The organism is Helicobacter sp. 13S00482-2 (assembly GCF_002272795.1).
GTDB lineage: Bacteria > Campylobacterota > Campylobacteria > Campylobacterales > Helicobacteraceae > Helicobacter_J.
This window is the reverse complement of the sequence record NZ_MLAT01000020.1, coordinates 1-26885: the sequence shown is the minus strand read 5'-3', so window position 1 is coordinate 26885 and position 26885 is coordinate 1. Positions and strand designations below refer to the sequence as shown.

Annotated in this window: 26 protein-coding genes; 17 read left to right on the top strand and 9 right to left on the bottom strand. The window is 35.0% G+C overall.

The window, feature by feature from the left end:
- Positions 1-114 precede the first annotated feature (114 nt).
- On the top strand, positions 115-360 hold the full coding sequence (locus BKH42_RS07955; RefSeq protein ID WP_095296079.1) for an RNA-binding S4 domain-containing protein: 246 nt from the start codon (positions 115-117) through the stop codon (positions 358-360).
- Positions 361-568: 208 nt separating this feature from the next.
- On the opposite strand, the gene BKH42_RS07945 is transcribed toward BKH42_RS07955, so the two are convergent.
- Positions 569-916, bottom strand: coding sequence for a DNA methyltransferase (locus BKH42_RS07945; protein WP_095296078.1), 348 nt, complete (start codon positions 914-916; stop codon positions 569-571).
- A 130-nt stretch (positions 917-1046) separates the two neighbouring features.
- Between BKH42_RS07945 and ileS the strand changes: the two genes are divergently transcribed.
- The 5 genes from ileS to flgG all read left to right on the top strand — a co-directional run bounded on the left by ileS (position 1047) and on the right by flgG (position 6720).
- Positions 1047-3827, top strand: coding sequence for an isoleucine--tRNA ligase (gene ileS, locus BKH42_RS07940; RefSeq protein ID WP_095296077.1), 2781 nt, complete (start codon positions 1047-1049; stop codon positions 3825-3827).
- A gap of 21 nt (positions 3828-3848) precedes the next feature.
- Positions 3849-3989 (top strand): hypothetical protein, encoded by a 141-nt coding sequence (locus BKH42_RS09540; protein ID WP_180674017.1) that lies wholly within the window; start codon positions 3849-3851, stop codon positions 3987-3989.
- Positions 3990-4133: 144 nt separating this feature from the next.
- Positions 4134-5117, top strand: a complete 984-nt coding sequence (locus tag BKH42_RS07935) for an iron ABC transporter permease (RefSeq protein ID WP_095296076.1) — start codon at positions 4134-4136, stop codon at positions 5115-5117.
- Positions 5114-5881, top strand: coding sequence for an ABC transporter ATP-binding protein (locus BKH42_RS07930; protein WP_180674016.1), 768 nt, complete (start codon positions 5114-5116; stop codon positions 5879-5881). Before BKH42_RS07935 ends, BKH42_RS07930 begins: the two co-directional genes overlap by 4 nt.
- Before the next feature lie 50 nt (positions 5882-5931).
- Positions 5932-6720 (top strand): flagellar basal-body rod protein FlgG, encoded by a 789-nt coding sequence (flgG, locus tag BKH42_RS07925; RefSeq protein WP_095296074.1) that lies wholly within the window; start codon positions 5932-5934, stop codon positions 6718-6720.
- 123 nt (positions 6721-6843) lie between these two features.
- Here flgG and BKH42_RS07920 read toward each other — a convergent pair whose 3' ends face one another.
- Positions 6844-9045: an AAA family ATPase gene (locus BKH42_RS07920; protein WP_257874293.1), complete on the bottom strand. Its 2202-nt coding sequence runs from the start codon at positions 9043-9045 to the stop codon at positions 6844-6846.
- A gap of 9 nt (positions 9046-9054) precedes the next feature.
- Positions 9055-9354, bottom strand: a complete 300-nt coding sequence (locus BKH42_RS07915; RefSeq protein ID WP_095296073.1) for an ATP-dependent Clp protease adaptor ClpS — start codon at positions 9352-9354, stop codon at positions 9055-9057.
- A gap of 68 nt (positions 9355-9422) precedes the next feature.
- Here BKH42_RS07915 and bioD point away from each other — a divergent pair, with 68 nt between their 5' ends.
- The 5 genes from bioD to BKH42_RS07890 all read left to right on the top strand — a co-directional run bounded on the left by bioD (position 9423) and on the right by BKH42_RS07890 (position 14720).
- Complete coding sequence (gene bioD, locus BKH42_RS07910) at positions 9423-10082, top strand: dethiobiotin synthase (protein ID WP_095296072.1); 660 nt, start codon at positions 9423-9425, stop codon at positions 10080-10082.
- A 63-nt stretch (positions 10083-10145) separates the two neighbouring features.
- The gene (locus BKH42_RS07905; RefSeq protein ID WP_095296071.1) at positions 10146-11474 is read left to right on the top strand and encodes a DUF3440 domain-containing protein; all 1329 of its coding nucleotides are present in this window, start codon (positions 10146-10148) and stop codon (positions 11472-11474) included.
- A 15-nt stretch (positions 11475-11489) separates the two neighbouring features.
- On the top strand, positions 11490-12008 hold the full coding sequence (locus BKH42_RS07900) for a ParB/RepB/Spo0J family partition protein (RefSeq protein WP_095296070.1): 519 nt from the start codon (positions 11490-11492) through the stop codon (positions 12006-12008).
- 336 nt (positions 12009-12344) lie between these two features.
- Positions 12345-14030, top strand: coding sequence for a methyl-accepting chemotaxis protein (locus BKH42_RS07895; RefSeq protein WP_095296069.1), 1686 nt, complete (start codon positions 12345-12347; stop codon positions 14028-14030).
- Between the two features lie 15 nt (positions 14031-14045).
- On the top strand, positions 14046-14720 hold the full coding sequence (locus BKH42_RS07890; RefSeq protein WP_095296068.1) for a DNA/RNA non-specific endonuclease: 675 nt from the start codon (positions 14046-14048) through the stop codon (positions 14718-14720).
- Here BKH42_RS07890 and BKH42_RS07885 read toward each other — a convergent pair.
- The 5 genes from BKH42_RS07885 to BKH42_RS07865 all read right to left on the bottom strand — a co-directional run bounded on the left by BKH42_RS07885 (position 14713) and on the right by BKH42_RS07865 (position 19073).
- A complete protein-coding gene (locus BKH42_RS07885) occupies positions 14713-15960 on the bottom strand; it encodes a metal-dependent hydrolase (RefSeq protein ID WP_095296067.1) in 1248 nt (415 codons plus the stop codon). The genes BKH42_RS07890 and BKH42_RS07885 overlap by 8 nt on opposite strands.
- Entirely contained in the window at positions 15957-16784 is an 828-nt protein-coding gene (locus BKH42_RS07880) for a mechanosensitive ion channel family protein (RefSeq protein WP_095296066.1), read from the bottom strand. Before BKH42_RS07880 ends, BKH42_RS07885 begins: the two co-directional genes overlap by 4 nt.
- Positions 16777-17994, bottom strand: a complete 1218-nt coding sequence (locus tag BKH42_RS07875; RefSeq protein WP_095296065.1) for an amidohydrolase family protein — start codon at positions 17992-17994, stop codon at positions 16777-16779. The genes BKH42_RS07880 and BKH42_RS07875 overlap by 8 nt, the downstream gene beginning before the upstream one ends.
- Before the next feature lie 77 nt (positions 17995-18071).
- Positions 18072-18332 carry a hypothetical protein gene (locus tag BKH42_RS07870; RefSeq protein ID WP_095296064.1) on the bottom strand — a complete coding sequence of 87 codons (261 nt, stop codon included), beginning with the start codon at positions 18330-18332 and terminating at the stop codon, positions 18072-18074.
- A complete protein-coding gene (locus BKH42_RS07865) occupies positions 18333-19073 on the bottom strand; it encodes a cytochrome c biogenesis protein CcdA (protein ID WP_095296063.1) in 741 nt (246 codons plus the stop codon).
- A gap of 275 nt (positions 19074-19348) precedes the next feature.
- Here BKH42_RS07865 and BKH42_RS07860 point away from each other — a divergent pair, with 275 nt between their 5' ends.
- Genes BKH42_RS07860 through BKH42_RS07840 form a run of 5 tightly spaced genes read left to right on the top strand, consistent with a single transcriptional unit; the run spans position 19349 to position 24245 of the window.
- Complete coding sequence (locus BKH42_RS07860) at positions 19349-20908, top strand: DEAD/DEAH box helicase (RefSeq protein WP_095296062.1); 1560 nt, start codon at positions 19349-19351, stop codon at positions 20906-20908.
- A 52-nt stretch (positions 20909-20960) separates the two neighbouring features.
- On the top strand, positions 20961-21878 hold the full coding sequence (locus BKH42_RS07855; protein WP_095296080.1) for a branched-chain amino acid transaminase: 918 nt from the start codon (positions 20961-20963) through the stop codon (positions 21876-21878).
- 12 nt (positions 21879-21890) lie between these two features.
- Positions 21891-23009 carry a prohibitin family protein gene (locus BKH42_RS07850; protein ID WP_095296061.1) on the top strand — a complete coding sequence of 373 codons (1119 nt, stop codon included), beginning with the start codon at positions 21891-21893 and terminating at the stop codon, positions 23007-23009.
- On the top strand, positions 23010-23723 hold the full coding sequence (gene hisIE, locus BKH42_RS07845; RefSeq protein ID WP_095296060.1) for a bifunctional phosphoribosyl-AMP cyclohydrolase/phosphoribosyl-ATP diphosphatase HisIE: 714 nt from the start codon (positions 23010-23012) through the stop codon (positions 23721-23723). It begins immediately after the preceding gene.
- Positions 23724-24245: a DUF2393 family protein gene (locus BKH42_RS07840; protein WP_095296059.1), complete on the top strand. Its 522-nt coding sequence runs from the start codon at positions 23724-23726 to the stop codon at positions 24243-24245.
- A gap of 337 nt (positions 24246-24582) precedes the next feature.
- On the opposite strand, the gene BKH42_RS09790 is transcribed toward BKH42_RS07840, so the two are convergent.
- Positions 24583-24750: a hypothetical protein gene (locus BKH42_RS09790; RefSeq protein ID WP_219349849.1), complete on the bottom strand. Its 168-nt coding sequence runs from the start codon at positions 24748-24750 to the stop codon at positions 24583-24585.
- Positions 24751-24784: 34 nt separating this feature from the next.
- Between BKH42_RS09790 and BKH42_RS07835 the strand changes: the two genes are divergently transcribed.
- A partial coding sequence (locus BKH42_RS07835) for a hypothetical protein (protein WP_219349848.1) occupies positions 24785-26885 on the top strand: 2101 nt, incomplete at its 3' end.

Below are 26885 nucleotides of genomic sequence, written 5' to 3'. Positions count from 1 at the left end.
GATACCAAAAAGAGTGAAGTCAATATTGCCCCTAAAGTGAATTTCTACTCATCGTATCATTATTTGTTTTGATCATTGATCTTGTGATTATGATTTTTAAGCTATATTTACACAATGAGAATTGATAAATTTATAAACACTACTAATATTGTAAAAAAACGTTCCATCGCTCAGGATATGTGTGAAACAGGAGTTGTCTCAATCAATGGTATAGTGGCAAAATCAAGTCGGGATGTCAAAATTGGAGACATCATTGAAATAAAATATTTAGAAACTACAAAAAAATATAAAGTCTTGCAAATTCCAATCTTAAAAAGCATTCCAAAAACAAAAAGCGAGGAATATGTGATAGAGGTTTGAAATATCAAAATAGATCTATTTGTCTAAATAATTTGTTCTAAAATACCTTTTTCTAGCATTGATAGAGACAATAAATAATCATTATGTTTAAAAGTCTCATACAGTGGCCTTGATGATTTTTGCCATCCTATACCATCTGTTATCCAAATAAATCTAAATTTTCCTCCCAGAACATCATATAAATTTCTGTATTCACCTGCTGTAGATTTTAACTTTGATCCACCCCCACCATAAAAATTAACCTCAAAAATAATAATCTCATTATTGGCTTTAACGATAAAATCATAATCGTACCTGAAGGTTTTAACACCCTTTTACAAGCCTCAATCCATCTTAGATGAAAATCAAAATCCTTCTCAAGGCCTTGAGTCTTATCCCAACTCCCCTTATTTACAGAAACAGATTTGCCACCTTGACATGTAAATCCCCCATTTGAAAGATGATATGGCGGATCGGCAAAAATCATATCTACAGATTCTGGGGTTGCCTTTTGCAAAATTTCAATACAATCACCCAAAAATAATTTAAAATTTTCTCTCTCATAATATTTTTTCATTGAAAAATTATAACCAAAAAATATACTCTGAATTTGAGATTCTCTACCAAAAAACTTTTAAAATAAATAAATCTTTCAGTGCATTTTCTGTAAAATGGATCCAAATTCTATAGAAAGCATAAGGATTCTGATGGACTACAAAGACACGCTCATACTCCCCCAAACAGATTTTCCAATGAGGGGTAATTTACCTCTGAATGAACCCTCAAGATACAAGAAGTGGCAAGAAAATCAAATCTACAACAAAATGAAAAAAAATCGATCCCAAGAAAATCAAAATAATCATATCTTCAATCTACACGATGGCCCCCCTTATGCCAATGGACATCTCCATATTGGACACGCTCTAAATAAAATTCTCAAAGACATCATTGTAAAATATCATTATTTTCAAGGATATAGTGTTCGATACACTCCTGGTTGGGATTGTCATGGATTGCCTATTGAACAACAAGTAGAAAAAAAAATTGGTAAAGAAAAAAAAGATACTTTGCCTAAGCAAAAGATCAGGGAACTTTGCAGGGAACATGCCAGTGAGTTTATTGCCATACAGAGTCAGGAGTTTCAACAACTAGGCATTTTAGGAGATTTTGACAACCCATATAAAACAATGGATTTTACTTTTGAGAGTGATATTTACAAAGTTTTGTGCGAAGTGGCAAAAAATGGATTACTTTGTGAACGAAGTAAGCCCATCTATTGGAGTTGGGCGTGTGAAACAGCACTTGCAGATGCAGAAGTAGAATACAAAGATAAGGAATCTGATTCTGTTTTTGTGGCTTTTGAGCTCAAAGAAGATGCGTTATCAAGGCTAAAAGTTACTAAAGCTTTCATTGTAATCTGGACAACCACTCCTTGGACATTGCCTTCCAATGCAGGAATTGCACTCAAGTCAGGTCAAAAATATGTCTTGACACAAAACGGTTATATTGTAGCCAAAGAACTTCACGAAAAACTCTCTAAAGCAAAAATTGTAGATGAAATCATCATAAAAGAATTTTTAGGTGATGATCTTGAAGGATTTAAAGCTATCAATCCTCTCAATAAAAGGGATTCTCTAATCATACTTGGAGATCACGTGAGTATGACTGATGGTTCTGGAGCAGTCCATACTGCACCCGCACATGGAGAAGATGATTATCATATAGGACTCAAGTACAATCTACCCATCATCATGGCTGTAGATGATAAAGGTTGTTTTAATGAACTCATACTCAAAGAAAAAATTCTACCTGAAGAATTCATAGGTATGCACATTTTCAAAGCACAAGAAAAAATCATAAAAATGTTGGGAAATGCACTTTTAAAACATAGCAAAATCACACACTCTTATCCACACTGTTGGCGATCGCACGAGCCTGTTATTTACCGTGCAACAACGCAATGGTTTATTGCAATGGATAAGCCTTTCAGAGATGGTAAAACATTGCGAGAGGTTGCATTAGAGGCTATTAATAAAACTGTATTTTATCCACAAACTGGAAAAAATAGAATCCAAACAATGGTGCAAAATAGACCCGACTGGTGTATTTCTAGACAGAGAGATTGGGGCGTACCTATTGCGTTTTTTAGAAATAAAAAAAGTGGGGAGGCGATCTTTGATGCAGAAGTCTTGGAACATTTAAGCAATATTTTTGAAAAAGAAGGCTGTGATGCCTGGTGGAGTAGGGAAATAAAAGATCTTCTTCCTCCTTCTTGGGAACACAGAGCCAATGAAATTGAAAAAGGTAAGCATATTTTAGATGTGTGGTTTGACAGTGGCAGTACCTGGAGTGCTGTACTCAAAAATGCTAAAAATAGCCCCAAGTATGATGCTGGAAACTATCCTGCTGATGTATATTTAGAGGGAAGCGATCAACACAGAGGATGGTTTCAAAGCTCACTTCTTTTAAGCTGTGCCATAAACGGAAAAGCTCCTTTTAAATCTGTGGTTACTCACGGTTTCACAGTGGATGAAAATGGTGAAAAAATGAGTAAATCCAAAGGAAATGTGATTGGTTTAGATTCAATCTTAAAAGAATATGGTAGTGATATTTTGAGACTTTGGGTGGCTATGAATGATTATCAAAATGATCTCACCGTTTCAGTGAATTTTTTCAAACAAATTGCTGAACAATATCGAAAGATCCGTAATACCTTAAGATTCTTACTTGCTAATACAGATGGACTGCAATCATTAGTGCAATACAATGAGCTTGGAGAAATTGACCGCTGGATAGTACTAAAAGCCGATGAAGTGTTTTTACAAGTTGAGGTGTTCTTTGGCGAGTATGAATTTGTAAAAGGATTGAGCCTTTTGATGGGATTTTTAACCAATGAACTCAGTGGTATCTACTTGGATTTATGTAAAGACAGCCTTTATTGTGATGTAAAAGATTCTCTTCATCGTAAAGCTCATCAGAGTGCAATGGCGATCATTACTAAAAATTTGCTCCATCTTTTAGCACCAATATTGACTTATAGTATTGATGAAGTTTTAGATTTCACGCCTAAAATTATCAAAGATGAGATCGCTGATGTATTTGATTTACAGAAAATTGATTTTAAGAAAGCGTTCAACTTAGAATTAAAAACCGACTTTGAAGAACTCTTGAAAATTCGTGAAGGGTTTGGAGAAGCCATTGATGGACTCAAAAAAGATAAGATCATAAAATCATCTTTAGAACTTTGTATCCAAACAAAAAACAATGATTTTAAAGAGCTTGATAAATGGCTCATTGTGAGTGAAATTGTGAGTGAAACTCAAAAACAAGAACCTCTTAAAAGCTTCAAAATATCTCACAATGGGACTGAAAAAAACTTTTCCATATTCAAAACATCAAAATGCAAATGTCCAAGATGTTGGAGATATCTCTCTAGTAAGGATGAAGAGCTTTGCACTAGATGTCAAGAGGTGCTCGAAATAAGTTAGGATTGCAAAGAGGAGCTATTTATGGGATTTGAAATTTTTGGTCTTAGGATTTTTGATTTAAGCAAACCTTTTGGTTATATTGAAGCCTTCAGCACCATCATATTGGTGTGCTTATTAGCTTATGTTGGATTTTGTATTTTGAAATTCAAAGCGAGAAAATAACCTCCTATTTTTAGCTAGGATGGCTTTTGATTTGGTTAGAATATTACTAAAATATCAATATTAATATTTTCTAGGTATGATTTTTTGATGATTAATAAAAGGATTTTATGCAATCTTCAAGTTCAATTCTATTAGGCTATTAGGATGAAAAAAACATTTATTTATATTCTGCTTATTCTAATGGCTTTTGCAATGCTTTTTTTAGGTGGAAGCGATATTAATTGGAAAGATGTATGGGAGAATATCTATGGGCATATTTTGTATGATAGTCCCTTAAGTTCTGATGGAGTAATTATATATGAGATACGATTGCCCCGAGTGATTTTAGCCATCATTGTTGGAGGCATTTTATCAGGATCTGGGGCAATAATGCAAAGCATCTTTAAAAATCCCTTGGTTGATCCATTCTTGCTTGGGATATCTTCAGGTGCGGCGTTTGGATGTGCTTTATCTATTGGATTATTTGAAAATTTACCGCTAGGAGTTTTAGCTTTTATTGGTGCATTAGGAGCTTCAATGCTGGTGATTATGATTGGAAAATTTGCAGGGGGCTCAAGTGTGTCTCTAGTCTTATCTGGAGTTATTCTTTCAGCATTTTTAAGTGCACTAAGTGGGAGTATCAAATTTTTTGTTGATCCTCAAAAGGCACAAGCTATAGTTGTTTGGCTTCTAGGAAGCTTATCGCTGGCAAGTTGGGAGAATGTAAAAATTGCCCTAACAGGTCTATTCATAGGATTTGTACCATTGTTTTTTTTTCGATGGAGAATCAATATCTTAGGATTGAGTGATGAAGAATGCCTCTCTCTAGGAATTTCACCATATAAGATGCGTTTTATATGCATTGCTTGCGTGAGTTTTGCATGCGCTTTAGCAGTAAGTGTTAGCGGAACAATTGGCTGGATAGGTCTTGTGATACCACATTTAGGACGTGTATTGTTTGGTTCAGATATGAGAAAACTGCTACCTGGATCAATCGGACTTGGAGCTCTGACACTTTTAGGAGCTGATAGCATTGCTAGGACGATAACTTCTTATGATTTGCCCGTAGGAATAGTAACTGCCATCTTGGGAGCTCCTTTTTTCATATTGTTGCTCAGCCAATTTTCAGGAAAATGGAATGGTCGATGAATATATTAGAAATCAGAAACTTGAGTTTTGCCCATAAACAGAACTATATCTTGCATGATGTTTCTTTGAGTTTAAAAAAAGGAAATATCACCGCTATTTTGGCTCCAAATGGAACGGGTAAAACAACTTTGTTTTATAATATTTTAGGGATATATAAGCCTGTAAAAGGTGAAATATACACTCAAGATCGCAATCTACTCACTCTTAAGCCTGAAATCAGATCAAGCTATATTTCCTACGTACCCCAAGAATGGCAGAGTCCATTTAACTACAACATTTTAGATGTTATTATGATGGGCAATACGCGTAAAATGGGTATGTTTGGTTCTCCCAAAACCACAGATGAACAAAAAGCTTTGAATCTAATGGAAGAAATAAAGATCATAGACTTAAAACATAAAGGCATCAATGAAATCAGTGGAGGAGAAAGACAAATGGTTCTTCTTGCTAGAGCCTTGATGCAAAATTGCCCAATTTTATTACTTGATGAGCCAACCTCACATCTTGATATAAAAAATCAAGCCCTACTTTTTAGAGAACTTAAAAATCAAGTCAGCAAAAAATCTCTTTCAGTCTTGGTGAATATTCACGATCCAAACCTTGTGAGTGTCTATGCTGATGAAGTTTATATGTTGAAAGATGGGAAAAATTTTCACGATGGAAAAGTGGCTGAAGTGATGAATGCAAAAAATCTAAGTAAATTGTATGACTTAGAAGTCAAAATGGGAATGATTGATTCATATCCTTTTGTATATACTCATTAGTTGGTATTGTTTTTGCTTGTTTTTGAATAGACTCTCATAAGGACATAAAAATGATGCGTTCATTATACACAGCAACAACAGGGATGTTGGGACAACAACTTCAGATCGACACAACTTCAAACAATATTGCTAATGTGAATACAAGTGGCTATAAGAAACAAAGAGCAGAGTTTAATGATTTGTTTTATCAAGTGCTTCAATACGCAGGAACAGCCACGAGTGAAACCACACTTTCCCCTACAGGCATAGAGGTTGGATTAGGCGTACGTCCAGGCGCTGTGAATAAAATGTTCTCTCAAGGTAGTCCTAAAGAGACCGAAAATAACCTAGATATTGCTATCACTGGTAGGGGCTTTTTTCAAATTCAACTCCCTGATGGAACCACTGCCTATACAAGAAGTGGGAATTTTAAACTTGATGATCAAGGAAATGTCGTGACAAGTGAAGGATATTTATTGTTGCCACAAATCACAGTCCCTCAAGACGCCACTCAAATCAATATTGGAACTGATGGAACTGTGAGCGTTGTTCAAGGCAATCAAGGCTTGAGTAATGTGTTAGGGCAAATAGAAATAGCTAATTTTATCAACCCCGCAGGGCTTCATGGGTTAGGAGATAATCTCTATATAAATACAAGTGCTTCAGGAGATCCAATCGTTGGTGTAGGCGGAACGGAAGGATTAGGTCAATTGCGACAGGGGTTTTTAGAACTCAGCAATGTCAAACTCGTAGAAGAAATGACCGATCTCATCACTGGACAACGTGCTTATGAAGCCAATTCTAAATCAATTCAAACAGCGGACTCAATGCTCCAAACAGTGAATAACCTCAAACGATAATTATCTACTTTAAAAGATGAGAGTATTTGATTTTTATACCAAAACATCTAGTAGAAATAAAAATCAAACTCTCATTAAAGCTTCAAATCCCAATTTAAGACCATTCAGATAGCCAAAAGATTCTCAATTTTTAAAAAAATCTAATTTTAATCCGTTTTTATCCATTGTTATCTTCACCTGACCACCATTTTTGAGTTTTCCAAAGAGAATCTCATCACTGAGCTTACGTTTGATTTCACACTCAATAATCCTACGAATTTCTCTTGCGCCCAATGAATGATCCACGCTCCTTGAGGCAATATCATTCAGGGCTTTTTTATCAATACATACAGAAATATTTTTCTCTTTTAAAAGCGTATTAATATCTTGAACATATTTATTCGCAATCCTTTCAAACTCTTTTTTACCTAATTTTTGAAAATCAATCACGCCATCAAGTCTGCTCCTAAACTCAGGACTAAAAATATCCTTTAAAGCATTTTGATGTTTGCTGCCCTCAATTTTATTAAACCCCAAAATATTTGCATCTTTACTTCCTACATTAGAAGTCATGATCAAAATTACATTTTTAAAATCTGCTTTATTCCCGCTATTATCTGTAAGTGTTGCATTGTCCATCACCTGCAAAAGAATATTATAAATATCACTATGAGCTTTTTCTATCTCATCGAGCAGTAAAACACAATGAGGGTGTTTCCTGATGGCATCAATAAGCAAACCTCCTTGCTCAAACCCTACATATCCTGCAGGTGCTCCAATAAGTCTAGAAACACTATGAGCCTCCATATATTCACTCATATCAAACTTTTCAAAGTGCAATCCCAATGCTTTTGATAATTCCTTACTGAGTTCTGTTTTTCCCACTCCACTTGGGCCAACAAACAAAAAACTTCCAATAGGGCGATGCACTTCCCCAAGACCTGCTTTATTCATCTTGATAGCCTCAATGAGAGTATCAATGGCTTTATCTTGAGCATAGATCCTTGATTTTAACTTTTGAGCAAGCGTTTTTAACAAGCTTCTTTCATCAGTATTAACTTCAGTTTTAGGAATGTTTACGCTTTTTGAAATTATATTTTCAATGTCTTTTTTAGTAATCAACTTAGGTTTTTTGCTCAAAGTACCATGAATTGAATAGTTTGCCCCGACCTCATCCATCAAGTCAATCGCCTTATCTGGAAGAAATTTTTCATTAATATAGCGATCAGATAAATCCACACACGCTTTTAAAGCTTCAGGGGAATAGCTGATGTGATGATATTTTTCGTAAATGGGTGCAAGTGCCTTGATAATAGCATAAGAGTGCAAAAGAGAAGGTTCATCCACCTCTACTTTAGTAAAACGTCTAGAAAGTGCTTTGTCTTTATCAAAATGCATTTTATATTCATTATAAGTTGTCGCTCCAATACATCTCAACAAGCCATTAGCTAAGGCTGGTTTTAGAAGATTTGAAGCATCCAAAGATCCTCCAGAAGTTGAACCTGCACCTACAATAGTATGGATCTCATCAATAAACAAAATCGCATTTGGAATCTGTGCAATCTCATTGAGTACACCCTTAAGACGTTTTTCAAAATCACCTCTATATTTACTTCCTGCAATCATGTCTCCAATATCTAATGCAAATATTTCTGCACAATGCAGAGCTTTTGGAGCCCTTTTGTGAGCAATCTCCAAAGCAATCCCTTCAGCAATGGCTGTTTTTCCAACCCCAGATTCACCGATAAGAACAGGATTATTTTTTTTACGGCGACACAAAATCTCGCTGACTCTATGTATCTCTTTCTCTCTGCCAATAACAGGATCTATCTTCCCTTCTTTAGCTAATTTGATTAGGTTCTTGCTAAATTTACTCAGATAGCTGTCTGAATCTTGAAGATTTTGCTGTTTTTCTTCATTGTTGGTAATGAACTCCAAAATATCTAATCGAGTGATACCCTGTGCATTCAAAAGTTTTGCACTATAGCTATTTTCTTCTTGAATAATAAACGCTAACAAATCAGCAATTTCTAAAATCTTTTTATTAGAATTTGCAGCGTGTTCAATCATAGAAGTAAAAACCCTATCAAGAGCTGGAGTTTGCGTAGGTAAAGATATCTCTTGGGCTTGGGATATTGGAATATGATTGGCCAAATAAACACGAATGAGTTTTTGCATTTGCGAAATATTTACCCCAAAAACCTTCAATAACTCTTCACCCTTCTCATTGTTTAAAACGGCTAAGAATACATGCTCAATAGTGAGTACTTCGTGTTTCATTTCTCTAGCATTTTCAACAGCGTTATTAATGGTTTGGTTAAGATTGGGACTGATGAGATGGTTCAAATTTTTCTCCTACTTTAAAGCTTGCATAATAATTCTCAAAGGAAAACCATATTTTCTAGCCTGTATTCTAGCTTGGGTTGCCTTGAATTCAGCAATATCATAAGGATATATTCCGCATATAGCACTTCCATTTCGATGTACGCTAAGCATAATTTCGGTAGATTCATTGTAGGTTTTTTCAAAAATTTGCATCAAAATTTTTATCACAAAATCCATCGTCGTATAATCATCATTAAGAAGTATAACCTTAGACATTTTAGGTTCTTGGAGCAAGAGATCTGTTTCAACTTGTGAGCTATTTTGAGCCATAAAAATCCCTAAAAAATTATTTTGATTCAGTATAATTTTACCTAATTTTATTAATTTAAAGGCAATTTTTGAAAAGCTTCTTCATAACAGCCACCAATACAGATGTTGGTAAAACTTACAGTGCACATCTCTTGGCAGATCATATGAACTCTCAAGGGATTAAAACCATCATTGCTAAACCGATTGAAACAGGCGAAGATGGAAACACGATCTTAGATTGTGAAAAACACCATCAATACAATCTAAAAATTGATAAAACTCTACATATGCAAGATATCAACTTTTATCGCTACAAACTCCCGGCTTCTCCATTTGTTGCATCCAAACACGAATCCCTAGATAAAAAAGTAGATTTTAACTTCATTGGTAAAAAACTGAGCTTATTGTCTTCTAAATGTGATGTTTTGCTAATAGAAGGTGCAGGAGGATTGATGGTGCCTATTGATGAACAATACAATATGCTAGATCTAGCCATATTTTTAAAATCTTCTTTATTTCTTATCAGTGCAGATAAATTAGGAATGATAAATAATCTACTCCTAAACATAGAATATCTAAAATCACGAAAAATTCCCTGCACGTATGCAATCAATCTTATTGATGAAAAAACTTATAACGCCATTAGCAAACCCTACATAGAATATTTAAACACAAAACTTTCAAATCCAATCCATATACTCCAAAAAGATATGCCCAAAATCACTTCAAATTTATTATCTTTTAGCTAGTTTTTATTGTTTTGTGTATACGATAGTAAGCTAAAAATATGGCTTGGTTAAAGGAATCTAGAAATGTCCCAAACTTTTGGCAAAAAATATCGTGATATTAATGTCTATGATGCCTCTATAGAAAGACTTGATATTATATTTGCCAATTTTGAACGTATTATCTTAAGCTTTTCTGGAGGAAAAGACAGTGGAGTGATGCTCAATCTTGTGCTAAACTATATGAGAACTCACAAAATCAAAAAAAAGATAGTTCTATTTATTGTAGATCTTGAGGCACAATATTCCTACACGATTGATTACATAAAAAAAATGATTAGAAACAACCAAAAATATCTAGAAGTACATTGGTGTTGTTTGCCTTTAAATCTTAGAAATGCCACAAGCGTATTCAATCCATTCTGGACGTGCTGGGATAAGGATAATTCTGATAAATGGGTTAGAAAATACCCCAAAGAAATCCATAACCCCAAAAAAAAGTCCTATGTTTGGACATTAAAAAATCATCCCTTTGATTTTTTTGACTACAAAATGGAATTTGAAGAATTCACGAACGCTTTTGTGCGTTTTGAGGCCAAAAAAGCTAACAGCACGATCTGCCTTGTGGGAATTAGGGCTGATGAAAGCTTCAATCGTTTCAGAACAATTGCTAGCACCTCCAAACGCACTTTTGAAGGCAGAAAATGGACGACACAATTAGGAAAAGATTCTGAAAATTGCTATAACGCCTACCCTATTTATGACTGGACCACTGAAGATATTTGGTTAGCAAATTATCGGTTTAAATGGGAGTATAACGAGCTTTATGATTTATTTTATCGAGCAGGTATGTCTTTATCAGAGATGAGGATTTGCCAACCTTATGGAGATGATCAAAAAAATGGCTTGAATCTTTTTCGCATCATTGAACCTCAAACTTGGCTAGGTGTTGTTAATCGTGTCAGTGGTGCGAACTTTGGCAACATTTACTGCAAAGACAAAATAATGGGCTATTATGATGTGAAACTTCCTGATGGGCATACTTGGAAAAGCTATACAAAAATGCTTTTAGCTACTTTACCCATAGAACTAAGAGATCATTATATGAATAAATTTATAAAATTCATCAGATACTGGAATAAAAAAGGCTGTTATGTAAGCGAAGAAGGAAGGAAAATTGATGGGGTAAAATCCTTAAATAGACTCAACAGCAGAGGTAAAGAATTATTCATATTCACCAAAATTCCAGATACCGCCCCTAGAAAAATTGAGGCAAACAAAGAAATTCCAACCTGGAGACGAATGGCAATTTGTATTATAAAAAACGATGTTCTATGTAAGGGATTGAGCTTTGCCCAAACAAAAGAGCAAAAAAATAGAATTGCAAAAATAATGGAAAAATATAAAAATCTATGACTATGAAGGAGTTTTATGAAAAATAATAATTTCAAATCACCTGTTTATAGCGTGATATCTGTGCCGTTTGAAAAAATACGATCAAACACCTACAACCCTAATCAAGTAGCCACTCCAGAAATGGAGCTCTTGTATCAATCTATCCTGAATGATGGCTACACGATGCCTATTGTGTGTTACTACATAAAAGATGAGGATATGTATGAAATTGTCGATGGCTTCCACCGATACATCACTATGAGGGAACACAAAGATATATATAAACGTGAAAATGGACTTCTCCCTGTTGTGGTTATTGATAAGGACATTTCTCATCGTATGGCCTCCACCATTCGCCACAATCGAGCTAGAGGTAGTCATTCCGTAGAATTGATGCAAAGCATCGTGGCTGAACTTGTAGAATGTGGAAAAAGTGATGAATGGATCAAGAAAAACATTGGTATGGATTCTGATGAACTACTACGTTTGAAACAAGTTAGTGGTCTAGCATCCTTATTTGCTGGAAGAGATTTTACCAAAAGCTGGAATGCTTGAATCTTTAGAAGAATTCGAATATTTGAGTTCTTCTAAAAATGCATAATATTTTCAGTATTATTTTCTAAATTTAAATATTAATTCTAGATATTCATCATATTCTTTTCTAATTTTTACAGCATCTGCTAGGAAAAATCATTGTCATTTTCTACTCATATTTATTATTTATTATTTCTATGTCTATTGTCACAAAAATAGACTCTTATAGAATTTTTATCAAATATCACCTATTATTCTTGAATACTTTTATGGGTTGAAATAAGCACTTTAGCAAAAAACTCTAATTAGAGTTTTTTACCAAAATAGTATTGTATTAAGAACTTTTAAGGAGTGTTTATGACCATATCATCTCGTATCATTGCTATCATTCTGGTATCTCTTTTTATTCTCTCAGGCGTAATTATCTATCGTTCATTTTCTATGATAAATAATTTACAGCATTTTTTTACCCATAAGGTAGAAAATGGAAAAATAGAAGAAAGAAAACGACAATTAAAAGACACTTTTGAATTCCTCATATCAACTGAATCCATAATGTTGGAATCCTATAAAGAGGATGGAAGAGTGCAAAAGGTTAATGACGATATTTTAAAAATCCTCAAAAAAATCCACTTTGGAAACAATGGAATAAATGTTGTAGTTTCCACAGAAGATGGCATATTAATCTTCAGTCCAATTACTCCAGAACTAGTGGGAAAAAATTCATTGAATCTAAGATCTTCTGACAACACTCTCATAATGAAAGAATTTATTGAGGTTGCTAAAAATGGCGGAGGCTATATCAATTACCGAATGCCAGGAAAAGCTGGTAGTGCTCCTGAAAATAAAATCGCATATGTCAAACAAGATAAATTTTCAAACTATGTGATTGCAGTCACTGCATATTTCAATGACATTGAAAAAGACATAGAAGTTATTAAAGATGATGTTGCCAATAGCACAAAAGAGAATTTCATAAACTTTTTTGTGGTAGCAATTGCAGTGGTGATTATTATGATAGTGATTTCATTTTTTTATATTCGATTCAATCTCATCAATCCAGTGAAAAATCTTATCGCACGTGCAAAGGATCTCTCTAGTGGTGATGGCGACCTTACCAAAAAGCTTGAAATCAGAGGAAAAGATGAAATAGCACAAGCTAGTAATGCCATCAATAACTTCATTGAAAAAGTCAGAATACTCATTATGGATGCCAAACAACTCTCTTCAGAAAACTCTTCTGTAGCTCACGAACTCAGTTCCACATCTCTAAGCACAGGAAAAAGAGTGGAAGATTCCACAAATATAGTGAATGAAGTGACTCAAAAGAGTCGAACAATTGAGACTGAGACTTTTTCTTGCATCCAAATCGCCCAAGAAGGAAAGGAAGATTTACAACAAGCCAAAAGCTATGTTCAAGATACCAATGATTCAATAAAGGCTCTGAGCTCTCAAATTGTTCTTTCTGCAAAGATAGAAGCAGATCTATCTGTAAAGATCAATCGCTTGAGTCAAAACGCAGAAGATATAAAATCTATCTTGTATATGATTGATGATATAGCTGAACAAACCAACCTCCTAGCACTCAATGCTGCTATTGAAGCCGCTAGAGCTGGAGAACACGGTAGAGGATTTGCTGTTGTTGCCGATGAAGTAAGAAAGCTTGCAGAGAGAACGCAAAAAAGTCTTAGCGAAATCAATTCCACCATCAGTGTGATTGTCCAAGAAATATCTGATGTTAGCGGAGAAATGAATCTAAATTCCAAGAAAATTCAAGAACTCACATCCATATCTAGCTCTGCTCAAGAAAAAATCTCTCATATGAATGATGTGATGGATAAAGCACTTATAACTGCGGATAAAACATTGAACAACTATGTAGAGACAGGTAAAAACGTAAAAGAAATCATAAAAAATGTTTCAAGTATCAATGATATATCCACAGAAAATGCTCGAAGCGTGGAAGAAATAGCCAGTGTGTCCGAACACCTCAACAAAATGACAGAAATGCTCAATAAGAAATTATCGGAATTCAAAACTTGAAAATAAAGAGTATCTATGATTAAATTTTTTATTTATCTACTGTTTATATTAGTGTCAATTTCTGATACAGATGAAATCTCTGATAAATATCAACTTGATCAATCTTTTGAAAAATATTTCACTAAAGAAAACTGTTCTTTAGTGATAAAAAAATATCACTATATTAACTGCTATAGCTTTGAATACAAAAGTCCAAAAGCCATAGCCTATGAAATTGAAGAATCCATATCAGATCTCCCACCCATAAATGAACGTGCTAGATACCGCTATGACACAGAAATTCCCGCTAAATATAGAACCTACAGGGAAAACTATATTAGCAATAAGTACAGAAAATGTCACATATTAGGGGAAGAATCAATGCATTTTAGTGCGCGTTCTAAAAATTTTATATTCTTAATGAGCAATATGGCCCCTCAAAGATATGAACTTAAAGGAATGTGGCAAAAACTACTCCAAAGAGAAAGAAGAATAGCAAAACTTCAGGGAAATGTTCAGGTTTTAAATATTCTACTGTATCCAAAAAATCCCTCAGAAATAGAATACATCAAAAATGGTATTGCGGTGCCTAAATACTTTATCAAGATCATAAAATCTAACAACACACAAGAATGCTACGCCTTGCCCAATGAAAAATTACAAAATCAAGATATTCTGTTTTACACAATAGACTGTGAATGGTTTATTTGATAACGCTATGGCCATTTATATAGAGTGTCTTAACTTTTTTAGAATGCAGAAGAAATTGAAGAGGAGCTTGAGAACTTTTATCTATCTGTTCAGAGTGAAAAACCGAAATATCAGCATATTTTCCACTCTGCAATATTCCACAATCCAATCTCAAAGCCCTAGCTGGATACAACGTTGCCCCTAGTATCAAAACCTTACTAAGTTCGTCTAAGTCAGATGAAGTATATCCAAATAAAGCACTCCTAAGTTCATCGAGCATATTCAAGTTATTATTAGAACTTTTCCCATCTGTAGCAAAAATAGGATGCAAATTAGCACAAGCAAGAAGAGATAAGTCAATGTAGGTATTATTCAAAAGACGGTTTGACCTAGGACAAGAAATCAAATACCCATTTTTAGATATAAAATCCAATTCAGATCTATTAGCAAAAAGACAATGCACAAATAAAGTATCCAATCCCTCAAACATCTCAAGAAATTCAGTTATATTATAAAGAGGTTTAGGCGATTTTATCTTTAAAACTTCTTCATAAAAATCCTTGAACCACCCCTTAGAAGATTCAAGCCACTCTCTTTCATAAAAAGACTCCAAAAAATGAACTGATGTGCGAACATCATCTGTCCTTGCTATCTCTAAGACCTTTTTCGCTAACACGCTATGAACAGAATAAGGAGAATGAATAGCAATAGCAGGGATAAATCTATCTGATTGTAACTCTCTAGAAGCATGGTACCGATTCAAAAAATCACTATATAGAAAATCAATTGCTGAAGGAGTACTGCCAATAGCTTCATTAAAATACACAACTCTTAAAGGGGAGTTTGATAAAGCCTGTGCATCATTTCCATAGCTACTAATAGCTCCAACGCTACCCACACCACTTTCAAGCTGTTCTTTGATACCTGCTTGAACACATTGGGTGATATCACTCAGCACATCATCACGTTTTTTCATCACACTCTTAAGCCATCTATCAAAACCACCATATTCAAAGCTTGAAATATTATTCCCAAATTCGAAATGAATATGAGCATTAACAAAGCTTGGAAGAATAATAGAATCTTCATAAAACGTGCTATCAATATATTTGAGTTTGAGATCTTTGTATTTTCCAACCTCTATGATAAGGTTTTTGCCATTTTGGGTTTGAAAGGCCACCCCTCCTTCATCAATAACGCTAAAACCTTCATCGCAAATAAAAACCTTACTCCCGCCAATAAGTTTGATTGACTGATTCATTTTTCCTCTTTGATTTGATTTAATATGGTGATGTCCATTTTTCCAAGAGGAATCTGTATATTCTGTTCATCAAGTGCTATTTTTATATTTTCTATCAGCTCACTACGAATCACAAATACATTATTGTGAAGTTTTGCCCATACCCTGATAGTAAAATTCAAAGAATTCTCTCCAAAATCTGTGACCCCTATAAATGGTGCTATAGTCAAATCAAGTTTATCCATCTTGGAGACAACATCTTTAATAATATGACGAATTTCCTCAATATCATTATCATATTTAACTCCAAAAACCCATTCTATACGACGTTTATCACTATCTGTACAATTAATAATATTGGCATTAACCACATTTCTATTAGGCAAAATAGCAAGTTTGTCATCAGGCATTCTAACCATCGTATTGAAAAGATTGATGCTTTCAACATTCCCTGTTATCGAACCTAATTCAATCGTATCATTTTTTTTAAAAGGTCTTAAGACAATCAATATAATCCCCCCTGCAATACTAGAGAGAGAATCCCTAAGTGCTAAAGCAATCGCAACCCCTATGGTTCCCAAAACTGCCAGAATCGAACCAATCTGCACTCCGATATTCGCTAAGACAGTCATAATCGTGATAATAAGAATAGCAATAGAAGCAACTTGGGAAATAAAATTACCTAATATCTCATCTTTTTTACTGATAATCTTGACTATTTTTTTACGTGTGAAATGAATCAAAAAAATCCCCACAACAAAAATAAAAATAACTTTCAAAACAAGCAGAAAAAAGCTTTCTGTAAAAGGTGCAATAGTTCTTAAAAAATCCAAAAAATTACTCATAAAGCTCTCCACCTATTATCATAAAATCCACCCTTGAAGATAATCTTTGATCACAATAAGGTGAAAAACTATCTGTAATATGCGTATATTCTTTCAAATCCACAATCATCAAATCCGCATCTTTTCCTAAGGCAATCTCTCCTTTATTCAAACCCAAAAAATCAGATTGATTCTTTGAGGCTACCTGCACAAAAGACTCCATACTCAAAATACCTGTCTTGATAAGATAGGTGTATGCCAGAGGAAAATAATAACTGATGGCATCAATCCCAAAACTTGCCAACTCAAAAACCTGATCTTTTTGAGAATTATAATCAGCACATTGAAGACTTGTGAGCATATCAATCTTTTTGTCTTTGAGTCCCTGCAAAAGTTTTTGTTTAGATAGATTGTCTTTTAATGGTGGATTGAGCTTGGCTTTAGTGTTGTAGCTTTCACAAGCACTTTCATCAAGAATCAAATGATGAATTGGGGTTTGAACGCTAATATTTGCATTCCTATGCTTAAAATAATCAATAATCTCTAGCCCTTCAGGCTCTGTAACTGCATCAAATAATAGATGCACATTTGTGTGTCTTGCCACTTCTGAAACTTTTGCAATCTCTTTTGTCTGAGAAAGTGGGGAAATACTTGGAAGTCCTAATCTTGAAGCCAATTTGCCTTCATTAATAACCCCATTAGCAATCTCTAAATCTTGTGCAAAACAAATAATTGGAATCTCTAACATACCAGCATATTGAGTGATTCTAAGTAGATTATTTCCATCAACAAGACTATCAATATAAATAGCCCTGCCTCCTTGTGAATGAAGAATAGAAATATTATTGAGTTTTTTCTCAACATTAATTGGCTTGATACTTGGAATGATGTTCACCTCAATGTTTGATTGCATACTTTTTATCAGCTCTATGATCGCTTCATTTTCACAAGCTGGAAGAGTATCAGGCAAAACAAGCACCGTCCCAACTCCACCTTTTATAGCCTTTTTTGATAAAGAAGTGAGGGTTTTTTGAGAGAGAGTTTTGGTTTTTGGGTACACATTCAAATCAATCAATCCTGGCAAAATAAACTTATCTTTGCACTCAATAACCTTTTCTTCCCTTATAGCAGAAATTTCAGGGGCAATCTCCACAACCCTGCCTTCATCTACACGAACATCTGCTTTTTGATTTCCATAAGAGTTACAAACAAAGCCATTTTTTAATAACATTTTCTATCCTTAAAAGTGCTATTTTAAGTGCCATTGTAACCAAACTCTATTTAAAAATCTTCTGGGCTTGAACAAAACTATTTTGAGGAATTCACGAAATTTTTCAAATCATCTAGTTTTTTTTCTTCACTCTCAGATTTTGGACTTGCATCTTCAGCAAGATTTTCAATCCTGCTTTCACAAGATAGCCCAAACAACTTTCCCTTTTTCAAAAAATTTCCTTTCAATGATGAAGAATCTTCACTCTTTGGATCACAACTATGCTCATCAGAATGCTCAGCAAAAGCAAAAGAACTCCCTAGAACAAAAAACAAAACTATCGCTAGTATCTTTCTCAATCAAACACCTCCTAAATTTTGCATCAAACTTTGGCTAATATCTCTCATAGAGCCACTCAAAATAATCACACCAATAAGAATCAATAAAATACCCGATACAATCTCAATGAATCGGCTATATTTTTTTATTTTATTCAATACCCCTAATGCCCTATTAAGCAAAATAGCCACTACCAAAAATGGAATCCCAAGTCCCAATGTATAGGCACTCATTAATCCCAAAGCATAGCCCTCTTGAGTCCCTCCCAAAAACAATATACTTGAAAGAATAGGTCCCACACAAGGTGTCCAACCCAGTGCAAAACTAACTCCCAAAACAATAGGAGCAAGAAAACTTAAAAATTTATTTTGAGTGGGCTTGATTTCAAAATTCACCTTCTTGCTCTTATACAAAAAAGCGATTCTAAAAACTCCCAAAAAATGCAGACCAAATACAATAATAGCAACTCCAGAGATATAATTAAGCCATTCCCCCGCTTGATAGATTAGTTTAGCCAAGGGAACGCCCAAAAGTATAAAAGTCAAACCAAAGCCTAAAATAAATAAAATAGACTTGAAAATAACCCCCCACCTATTTGCTTCTCCAGATTTAATATCTTCTAGAGAAACCCCTGATATATAAGACATATAAGCGGGTATAAGTGGTAAAATGCAAGGGCTAACAAAGGTCAAAATCCCCGCAAAAAATGACACGGTTATGGGTGCAGAATAAAAAAATTGCACTAGTAAATGATCAAACATAAAGATTTGGCCTCTCTCTTTGAATTTTTTGTAAAGGCAGAAGTAAAGCACAGAAAAACAAATATACAGATTAGTTTTAAATCATGGTGCATCTTGGCATTGCAATAATCTTATAAGAAGTAACTCATACCTTGAGTAGCAAAAAATGATGCCAAAATCCCTACATATTTGAATTACTCAAATAAAACCAAAATACTCTGTTATAATGTCAGAGCAAAAAGTCTGGTTGAGAGATTTTTGGCTTTTTGCAATCAAAATCATATAAGAGAGCAAAAATGCCAAAAGAAATTTTAGAAAATTCAGACAATCAAAAAGAAGAACTCACCTTTGAACAACTAGGACTGAACTCACAAGTCCTAAAAGGTATCCAAGAAGCTGGTTTTACCACTCCTAGTCCCATACAAGCAGATGCCATTCCAGCGGTTTTACAAGGAAGAGATGTCATCGCCCAAGCCCAAACCGGTACAGGCAAAACAGCCGCTTTCGCACTCCCTATCATCAATATGCTCACAAATGACAAAAGTGTTGAAGCACTTATCATCACTCCTACAAGAGAACTTGCCATGCAAATAAGCGATGAAGTTTTTAAGCTTGGGAAATTTGCAAGAACTAGAACCATTTGCGTCTATGGTGGTCAAAGCATCAAAAAACAATGTGAATTCATGCAAAAAATGCCCCAAGTAATGATAGCCACTCCTGGCAGATTGCTTGATCATCTCAAAAACAATCGATTTGAAAATTTTGTCCCTAAAATCGTGGTTTTAGATGAGAGTGATGAGATGCTTGATATGGGATTTCTAGATGATATTGAGGAGATTTTTAGCTACTTGCCTAGCAATGCTCAAATCCTTCTTTTTTCAGCCACAATGCCAAATCAAATCCGCTTATTGGCCGATAAAATACTAGAAGATCCAATCAATATCAAGATAACACCTACAAATATGACAAATGTAGATATTTCACAAAGGTTTTATGTCATCAATGAAGCTGAAAGAAATGATGCTATCACAAGGCTTCTTGATACCCAATCACCTTCAAAAAGCATTATTTTCACACGAACAAAAAAGGAAGCCGATGAGCTCAACACAATCCTGAGTTCCAAAGGCTACAGATCCATAGCATTGCACGGAGATATGGAACAAAGAGAAAGAAGAGAAGCCGTCAATGCCTTTAAAGCAAACAAATCCGATATTCTTGTAGCCACAGATGTCGCTAGTAGAGGACTTGATATAAGCGATGTGAGTCACGTATTTAACTACCACATCCCGCTCAATCCAGAGAGTTATGTTCATCGAATAGGCAGGACAGGTAGAGCAGGTAAAAAGGGTGTTGCCATCACACTTGTAACGCCATTAGAATACAAAGAACTCAAAAGGATACAAAACGACATTGGATCAAAACTTGAACTCTATGAAATCCCCGCTATGAATCTGAGCGGTGATAAAGTCCTTGAAAATATCCTAAAAACAAAAGTAAGCGATGAAGTTTTAGAGATTTATGAATCACTTAAAGACAAAATAGAACTTTCACAGCTATGTTTAAAACTCCTAGCATTGCACCTAAAAGGTGGAAAAATTGGTCTAAGCAAACAAGAGATTCAAAAAATCGAAGATCAAAAATCAAACCCAAAAAACACTAGGGGCAGAGAAAAATCAGGTTTTAATGACAGAAACAGGAGATCAAAACCCTCAGAAAATTCAAGATCAAGATCTGATTCTAGGGGATCAGGCTATGGCTCAAAACCTTCAGGAGGTTATGGAACTTCTACTAGAAACACTTCATCCACCCACAATAGATCTGATTCTAGGGGGAATAATAGAGGTAGAAAAAGCTAAATTAAACTAGCTTTGCTAGAATGTATGTATCAAAATTCGGAGGAATGCAATGATAAAAGAAGCTAAATACATTTGGAAAGATGGGAAATTGCTCCCTTGGAAAGAAGCCACTGTGCACGTTCTCTCGCATACACTTCATTATGGAAACGCTGCTTTTGAAGGCGTGAGGGCATATATGACAGATAAAGGATTGGCGATTTTTCGCCTCAATGATCACACCAAAAGGCTATTGAACTCAGCAAAAATCGTTGCAATTGATTGTCCTTATACTGAAGATGAACTCAATGCCGCACAAATAGAACTCCTTAGATCAAATGACTTTCAAAATAATGTCTATATCCGCCCCCTAATCTATCTAGGATATGGTGCGATGGGTGTGAGCCACAAACAATCCCCCGTAAATGTAGCCATAGCCGCTTGGGAATGGGGTGCTTATCTAGGTGAAGATGGCATCACTAATGGTATCAAAGTCAAAACAAGCTCTTTTGCAAGAAACTCTATCAAATCCACAATGGGCAAAGCAAAAATCGCTGCTAATTATCTAAACTCACAGATGGCAAAGCACGAAGCTTTAAACTGTGGGTGTGAAGAAGCACTCTTGCTTGATGAGAGTGGTTTTGTCGCTGAAGGGAGTGGGGAGTGCTTTTTTATCATTAGAGATGGGGTACTCATAACCCCTCCATATGATAATTCACTAGAATCTATCACACAACAGACCGTAATGCAAATTGCCCAAGATCTAAATATCCCCATAGTCCAAAGACGCATCACAAGAGATGAAGTCTATATCGCCCAAGAAGCATTCTTCACAGGAACTGCCGCTGAAATAACCCCTATCAAAGAACTTGATTTTAGAATCATCGGAACAGGTAAAGCAGGTCCCATCACTCAAGAGCTCCAAAGAGAATTTTTTAGCCTTGTTATGGGTAAAAATCCTAAATACACCCACTATCTAACCTATATTAAATAAATAAGGACAAATATGCCTATTGATTTGAATGAACATCTAAAAAGAAAAAACGAACAAAGAGGAAATGATAATAATCTCAAAAAAGAAAACAAACAAGATGACCCTAAACCAAATAATTCAGGAGGTTTCAGACCCCCCAATATCCCTCAAAATTTCTTCACAAACAAAAAATTCACAAGCCTTATCGGGGTTATTGTAATTGTCCTGATTGTCTTACTCGCCAAACCTTTTGTTGTGATAAATTCGGGCGAAGTGGGCATCAAAGTCACAGCAGGTAAATACAATACAATTCCATTACAGCCAGGCATTCATTTTTTCTTACCCATCATTCAAGATGTGATTATTGTAGATACCCGAGTGAGGACGATAAACTTCTCTCGCACTGAAGATATGGGCGTAGTTGGGAAAAATCAAGGTATTTTTAGAAATGACGCCATCAATGTGATGGATTCTAGGGGTTTAACCGTTTCTATTGAACTAACCGTTCAATACCGTCTCAACCCTCAAACCGCTCCCCAAACCATCGCCACCTATGGATTGAGTTGGGAACAAAAAATCATAAATCCTGTAGTGCGTGACGTGGTTCGTAGTGTTGTAGGACGCTATCCTGCCGAAGATTTACCCACCAAGCGTAATGAAATCGCCACCCTCATCAGTGAAGACATCGCCAAAGATATGGCAAAATTTCCAAATGCCCCTGTAGAGTTAAGTTCTGTTCAGCTAAGAGAGATCGTATTGCCTCAAAACATCAAAGAACAGATTGAGAAAGTCCAGATAGCAAGACAAGAATCTGAGCGAGTGAGGTATGAAGTTGAACGTTCCAAGCAAGAAGCCGAAAAAGTCGCGGCTCTAGCAAAAGGTGAGGCACAAGCCAATCGTATTAGAGCACAAGGTGTAGCTGACTCCATCGTGATTGAAGCAAAAGCAAAATCTGAAGCCAACAAAAGCATTGGTCAAAGCTTGAATGACAAATTATTGCGACTAAGAGAAATAGAGACTCAAAACAAATTCAACGAAGCACTCAAAACCAACAAAGACGCTCAAATATTCCTGATGCCAGGTGGAGCTGTGCCTAACATTTGGGTGGATTCAAAAACCAAACAAAAAAGTGCGGTTACTGGCACAAAATAAATGCTTCAAACTCAAATACAAACAATCATCGATGAGTTAGATTGGGAGAAGTCCCCCCTAATTCCGATGGTTGTTCAAAGTTTTGAGAATAATGATGTCTTAATGCTTGGCTTTATGAATCAAGAGGCCCTAAGATTGAGTCTGCAAACAGGCTTTTTACATTATTTTTCACGCACAAAAAATCGTATTTGGAAAAAAGGTGAACAAAGTACGCACACTCAAAAGATAATAGAAATTTTTTTAGACTGCGATAACGATACCCTCCTAGCAAAAGTCATTCAAAATGGTGTGGTTTGTCACACGGGTAAGCAAACTTGTTTTTTCAAAAAAATAGACCTGCAAAATATGACCTTAGAAAATATCTCAGAAGATATGACTCAAAAATGCAGTATCCAACAACACAGCATCATAGACACCCTCTATCGGACACTAGAAGGGAAAAAACTAAGCTCCATTGAGAAATCCTACACAGCCTCACTATATGCAAAAGGAGACAATACCATCTGCAAAAAAATCATAGAAGAAGCAGGTGAGCTCACTTTTTCACTCAAAGACAACAACCAAGAAGAGATTATCCATGAGTGTTCTGATCTCATCTATCACACCTTAGTAGCACTCAGCTATAAAAACATTCACCCTGATTTGATTAGAGACGAACTCAAAAGACGTTTTGGAATAAGTGGAATCGATGAAAAAAATAGCAGGAAATCCTAAATGGAAGAGCTGAAAAATAATCTTATATATGTTTTTTATCACTTAGGCTACATTGAATTTACGTTATTTTTAATCATTTTCCTCTTGTTTTTGCTCCTTTTTATGCTATCACTCCTTGCATATCCAAAAAAAATAATCTTTCCCCTCTTGTTCATTTTATCTTTTGTGGTGCTTTTTTCCACTCCATTTCTTATCCAAACCGCTATGACCAAAGGTTTTTATAAAATCCAAATTTCATACAACAAGATCTCCCCTCTTCATTATGCAGATGCATTTTTAATCGATATGGACATCACAAACATCGGAAAAAGAAATATTTCTAAATGTCTAGTGAAAATCAACGTGTACAACAAAAGCAAAAACAAACTACAAAGATTAAAAAATCTCGCCCAACCAAGAGCCATCTTCAAACGTATGATTTTTAAACACATCAGAATAAATCAAACCAAAAATATTGTCTTAATGATAGACAAATACCCCTACAGAAACTACCCATATGAAACAAGCGTAGATTGCCAATAACCCCTATAAAGCCAATCATTTTCTCATTAAATTTATTTTCAAATCACCTCTTTAAGGGCAAAACTTCTCAAATCCTACTTCAAGTAATATTCTCAAGATCGTTTCATAGAGATATTCAATCAATCATTCATAATATTACAAAGGATTTTATTCATAGAGGACTTCAAAAATAAATTTTCTACTTAAAAACAATCTAAATTTTACTTTTAATTCAGAAAATTTTTGATAAACTAGAATCCAATAGTAACTACAATCTTAAATAAAGGACGTCCTAATGAAAAAATATCCGCTTTTAAAACCCAAATGGGGGGGGGGGCAACACAAGAAATAATCCCTCTCATAACCTCTCTTCAACTTTAAATTCTCGCCTTTTTTCACCCTTTTCACCCCTAAAACCTGAACCACTCTCAGAAGTAACGTTAAATTCTTCTCTAAACTTGCTCAGTTCAAAAATTTTGAATTCAAAATTTTTATTTTCAAAGCTTTTTTCTATGTTCTCAAACAAATCTTTTGTCCTAAGCCTCACCCTTATAGGAGCATTGTTCCCATTTAAAGCACAGGCCATAGACACGCAAACATGCAGTGCTGATGACAATACATGTGCTCAGTTCAAATTGATTACTAATAGCGATCGTCAGATTCAAAAAATCACCAAAATCAACTTGCTTCCTCCTTATGATCACACCTTCGATAATAGTAATATTCCCCAAATTTTTAAAGGCCTTATCACAGAGATGACACTCATAGGATATGAACTCCAAGCCCCAAGTCTTATCTTTGATACAGCTGGATCTACCATAAATATCAAAGATTCCAAGATTGCTACATCAATGAAGGGAATCTTTGGGACCATGGTCATTGATAACTCTATCATCAATGGCGATATGCTTATTCCTGGTGGTGGTGATAAAAGTCAAATCAGTCTTATCAATAACAGTTCAATAACAGGAAAACTTAGCACGAACATCAGAAACAACAGCTATGATCAAGTAAAATTCACACTGAACTCTGGAAGTCTAAATCTACTCTCTGGCTCTTCTGCATTCATCACCTTAGATGCAAACACAGGCACCAACACCCTCAGGATGCAAGATACGTTCTTAAGACTCACACAGAATTCAACCTTCACAGGTACCTTAACTGCTATAGGCAATAATGAATTAGTAGCAGGGGAAGGTTCCGATTTAAATCTCAAAGACAATTCTGTTTTTGAAGGGATACTAATGGCTGATTATTCCAAAAATTTTAATAATAATATCACCATAGGTAGTAACACTAAATTATTATTAAAAGCTAATCTTTCTTCTAATAAGCTAGGAAATGTAAAAACTGGAGATATTGGACATTGGGACGGTACTCTTAATACCACTGGAAGTGGAAATTATCTTGAAATGGACAGTTCAGTAGCAACTTCCGCAGGGGATTGGGTGTTTCTAGGTCTCCAATATAATAGCACTTATAATGGCACCTTATTCACTAAGGGAACCAAAAATTTCATTGGAGGTGTTGGCTCTCTCACTCTAGCTGCGGGATCGTATTTTGATGGGATATTGTTACTCATAGACCAAAGTTCTTTTTTAAACCCTGATGGAGATGTAATCTTAGAGGGGGGTAGTGTTTTTCAAGGCACATTCCAAGCGAACATCTTAACGCTCAAAGCTGCGAATAATTTTCTTTATTATGATCCCGATACAACGTATTTAAATTTAAACACGGATTCGTATTTTAAAACCCTTAAAATCATCTCGGGCACTCATAGCATTTCAGATATTATCTCTTCGTCAATCACTTCTCCCATACTCAATATGGGCGGAACGCTATATATGAACTTCGTGGGTGAGAAAGATGATAAGAATGCCAAACCAAGTGGGCAACCATTCAGAGGAACTGCATTGTTTGAAGGTGATATTTATACCTATAAGGGAGATACCAACTTAGATCTTACTAACACATTTTATCTATCTTCTGGCGGTTCTGAGATGGTGAGTAGTATTTTTGAGCTATTATCTAATCTAGAAAAAGAACAAGAAAAAACAGGTGATCAAATAAGCAAGGATGAATTGATAAATACAGTTAAGAAAATGGTAGATCAAAAGATCAAACCCACCACCATCTTAGCACAAGGAAATGGGAGAAACTATATCAGTTATGATGCCGATAATTTTGCTAATGAAACTCCGGGGGCTATCAAGACAGGTATAACGTTTCGTATTGCAAAATTATTTATACCTTCGGTATTCAATATCTACACTAGAGATAATGCAGAGAATAACTTTGGCATATCAGGAGAACTTGACTTAAAAACAAATATCTATTACAGTGGAGGTATCACTAATTTTATTCTAGCAGAGCATAGCGCTATAGACAGCAGTGTTCAAAAGAATGAGAGAACAGAATATTCACGCAATAAAGAGGAAAATGCTGCTAATGGAACTATCAACGATAGAATCTTTAGCAATGGACTCATCATTCACCTAGATGGTAAAAAGGCTAATGAACTCTTAAAAGATTACAGAGAGATCTTTCCAATTAATTTCCTTGGCCTAAGTGTGGATAAGACCTCTGCATATACCCAACTTGCTCAAGAAAAAACCTGTGCAAGTGATAGCACAAAATGTCTCAAAGATGATGATAGCACTA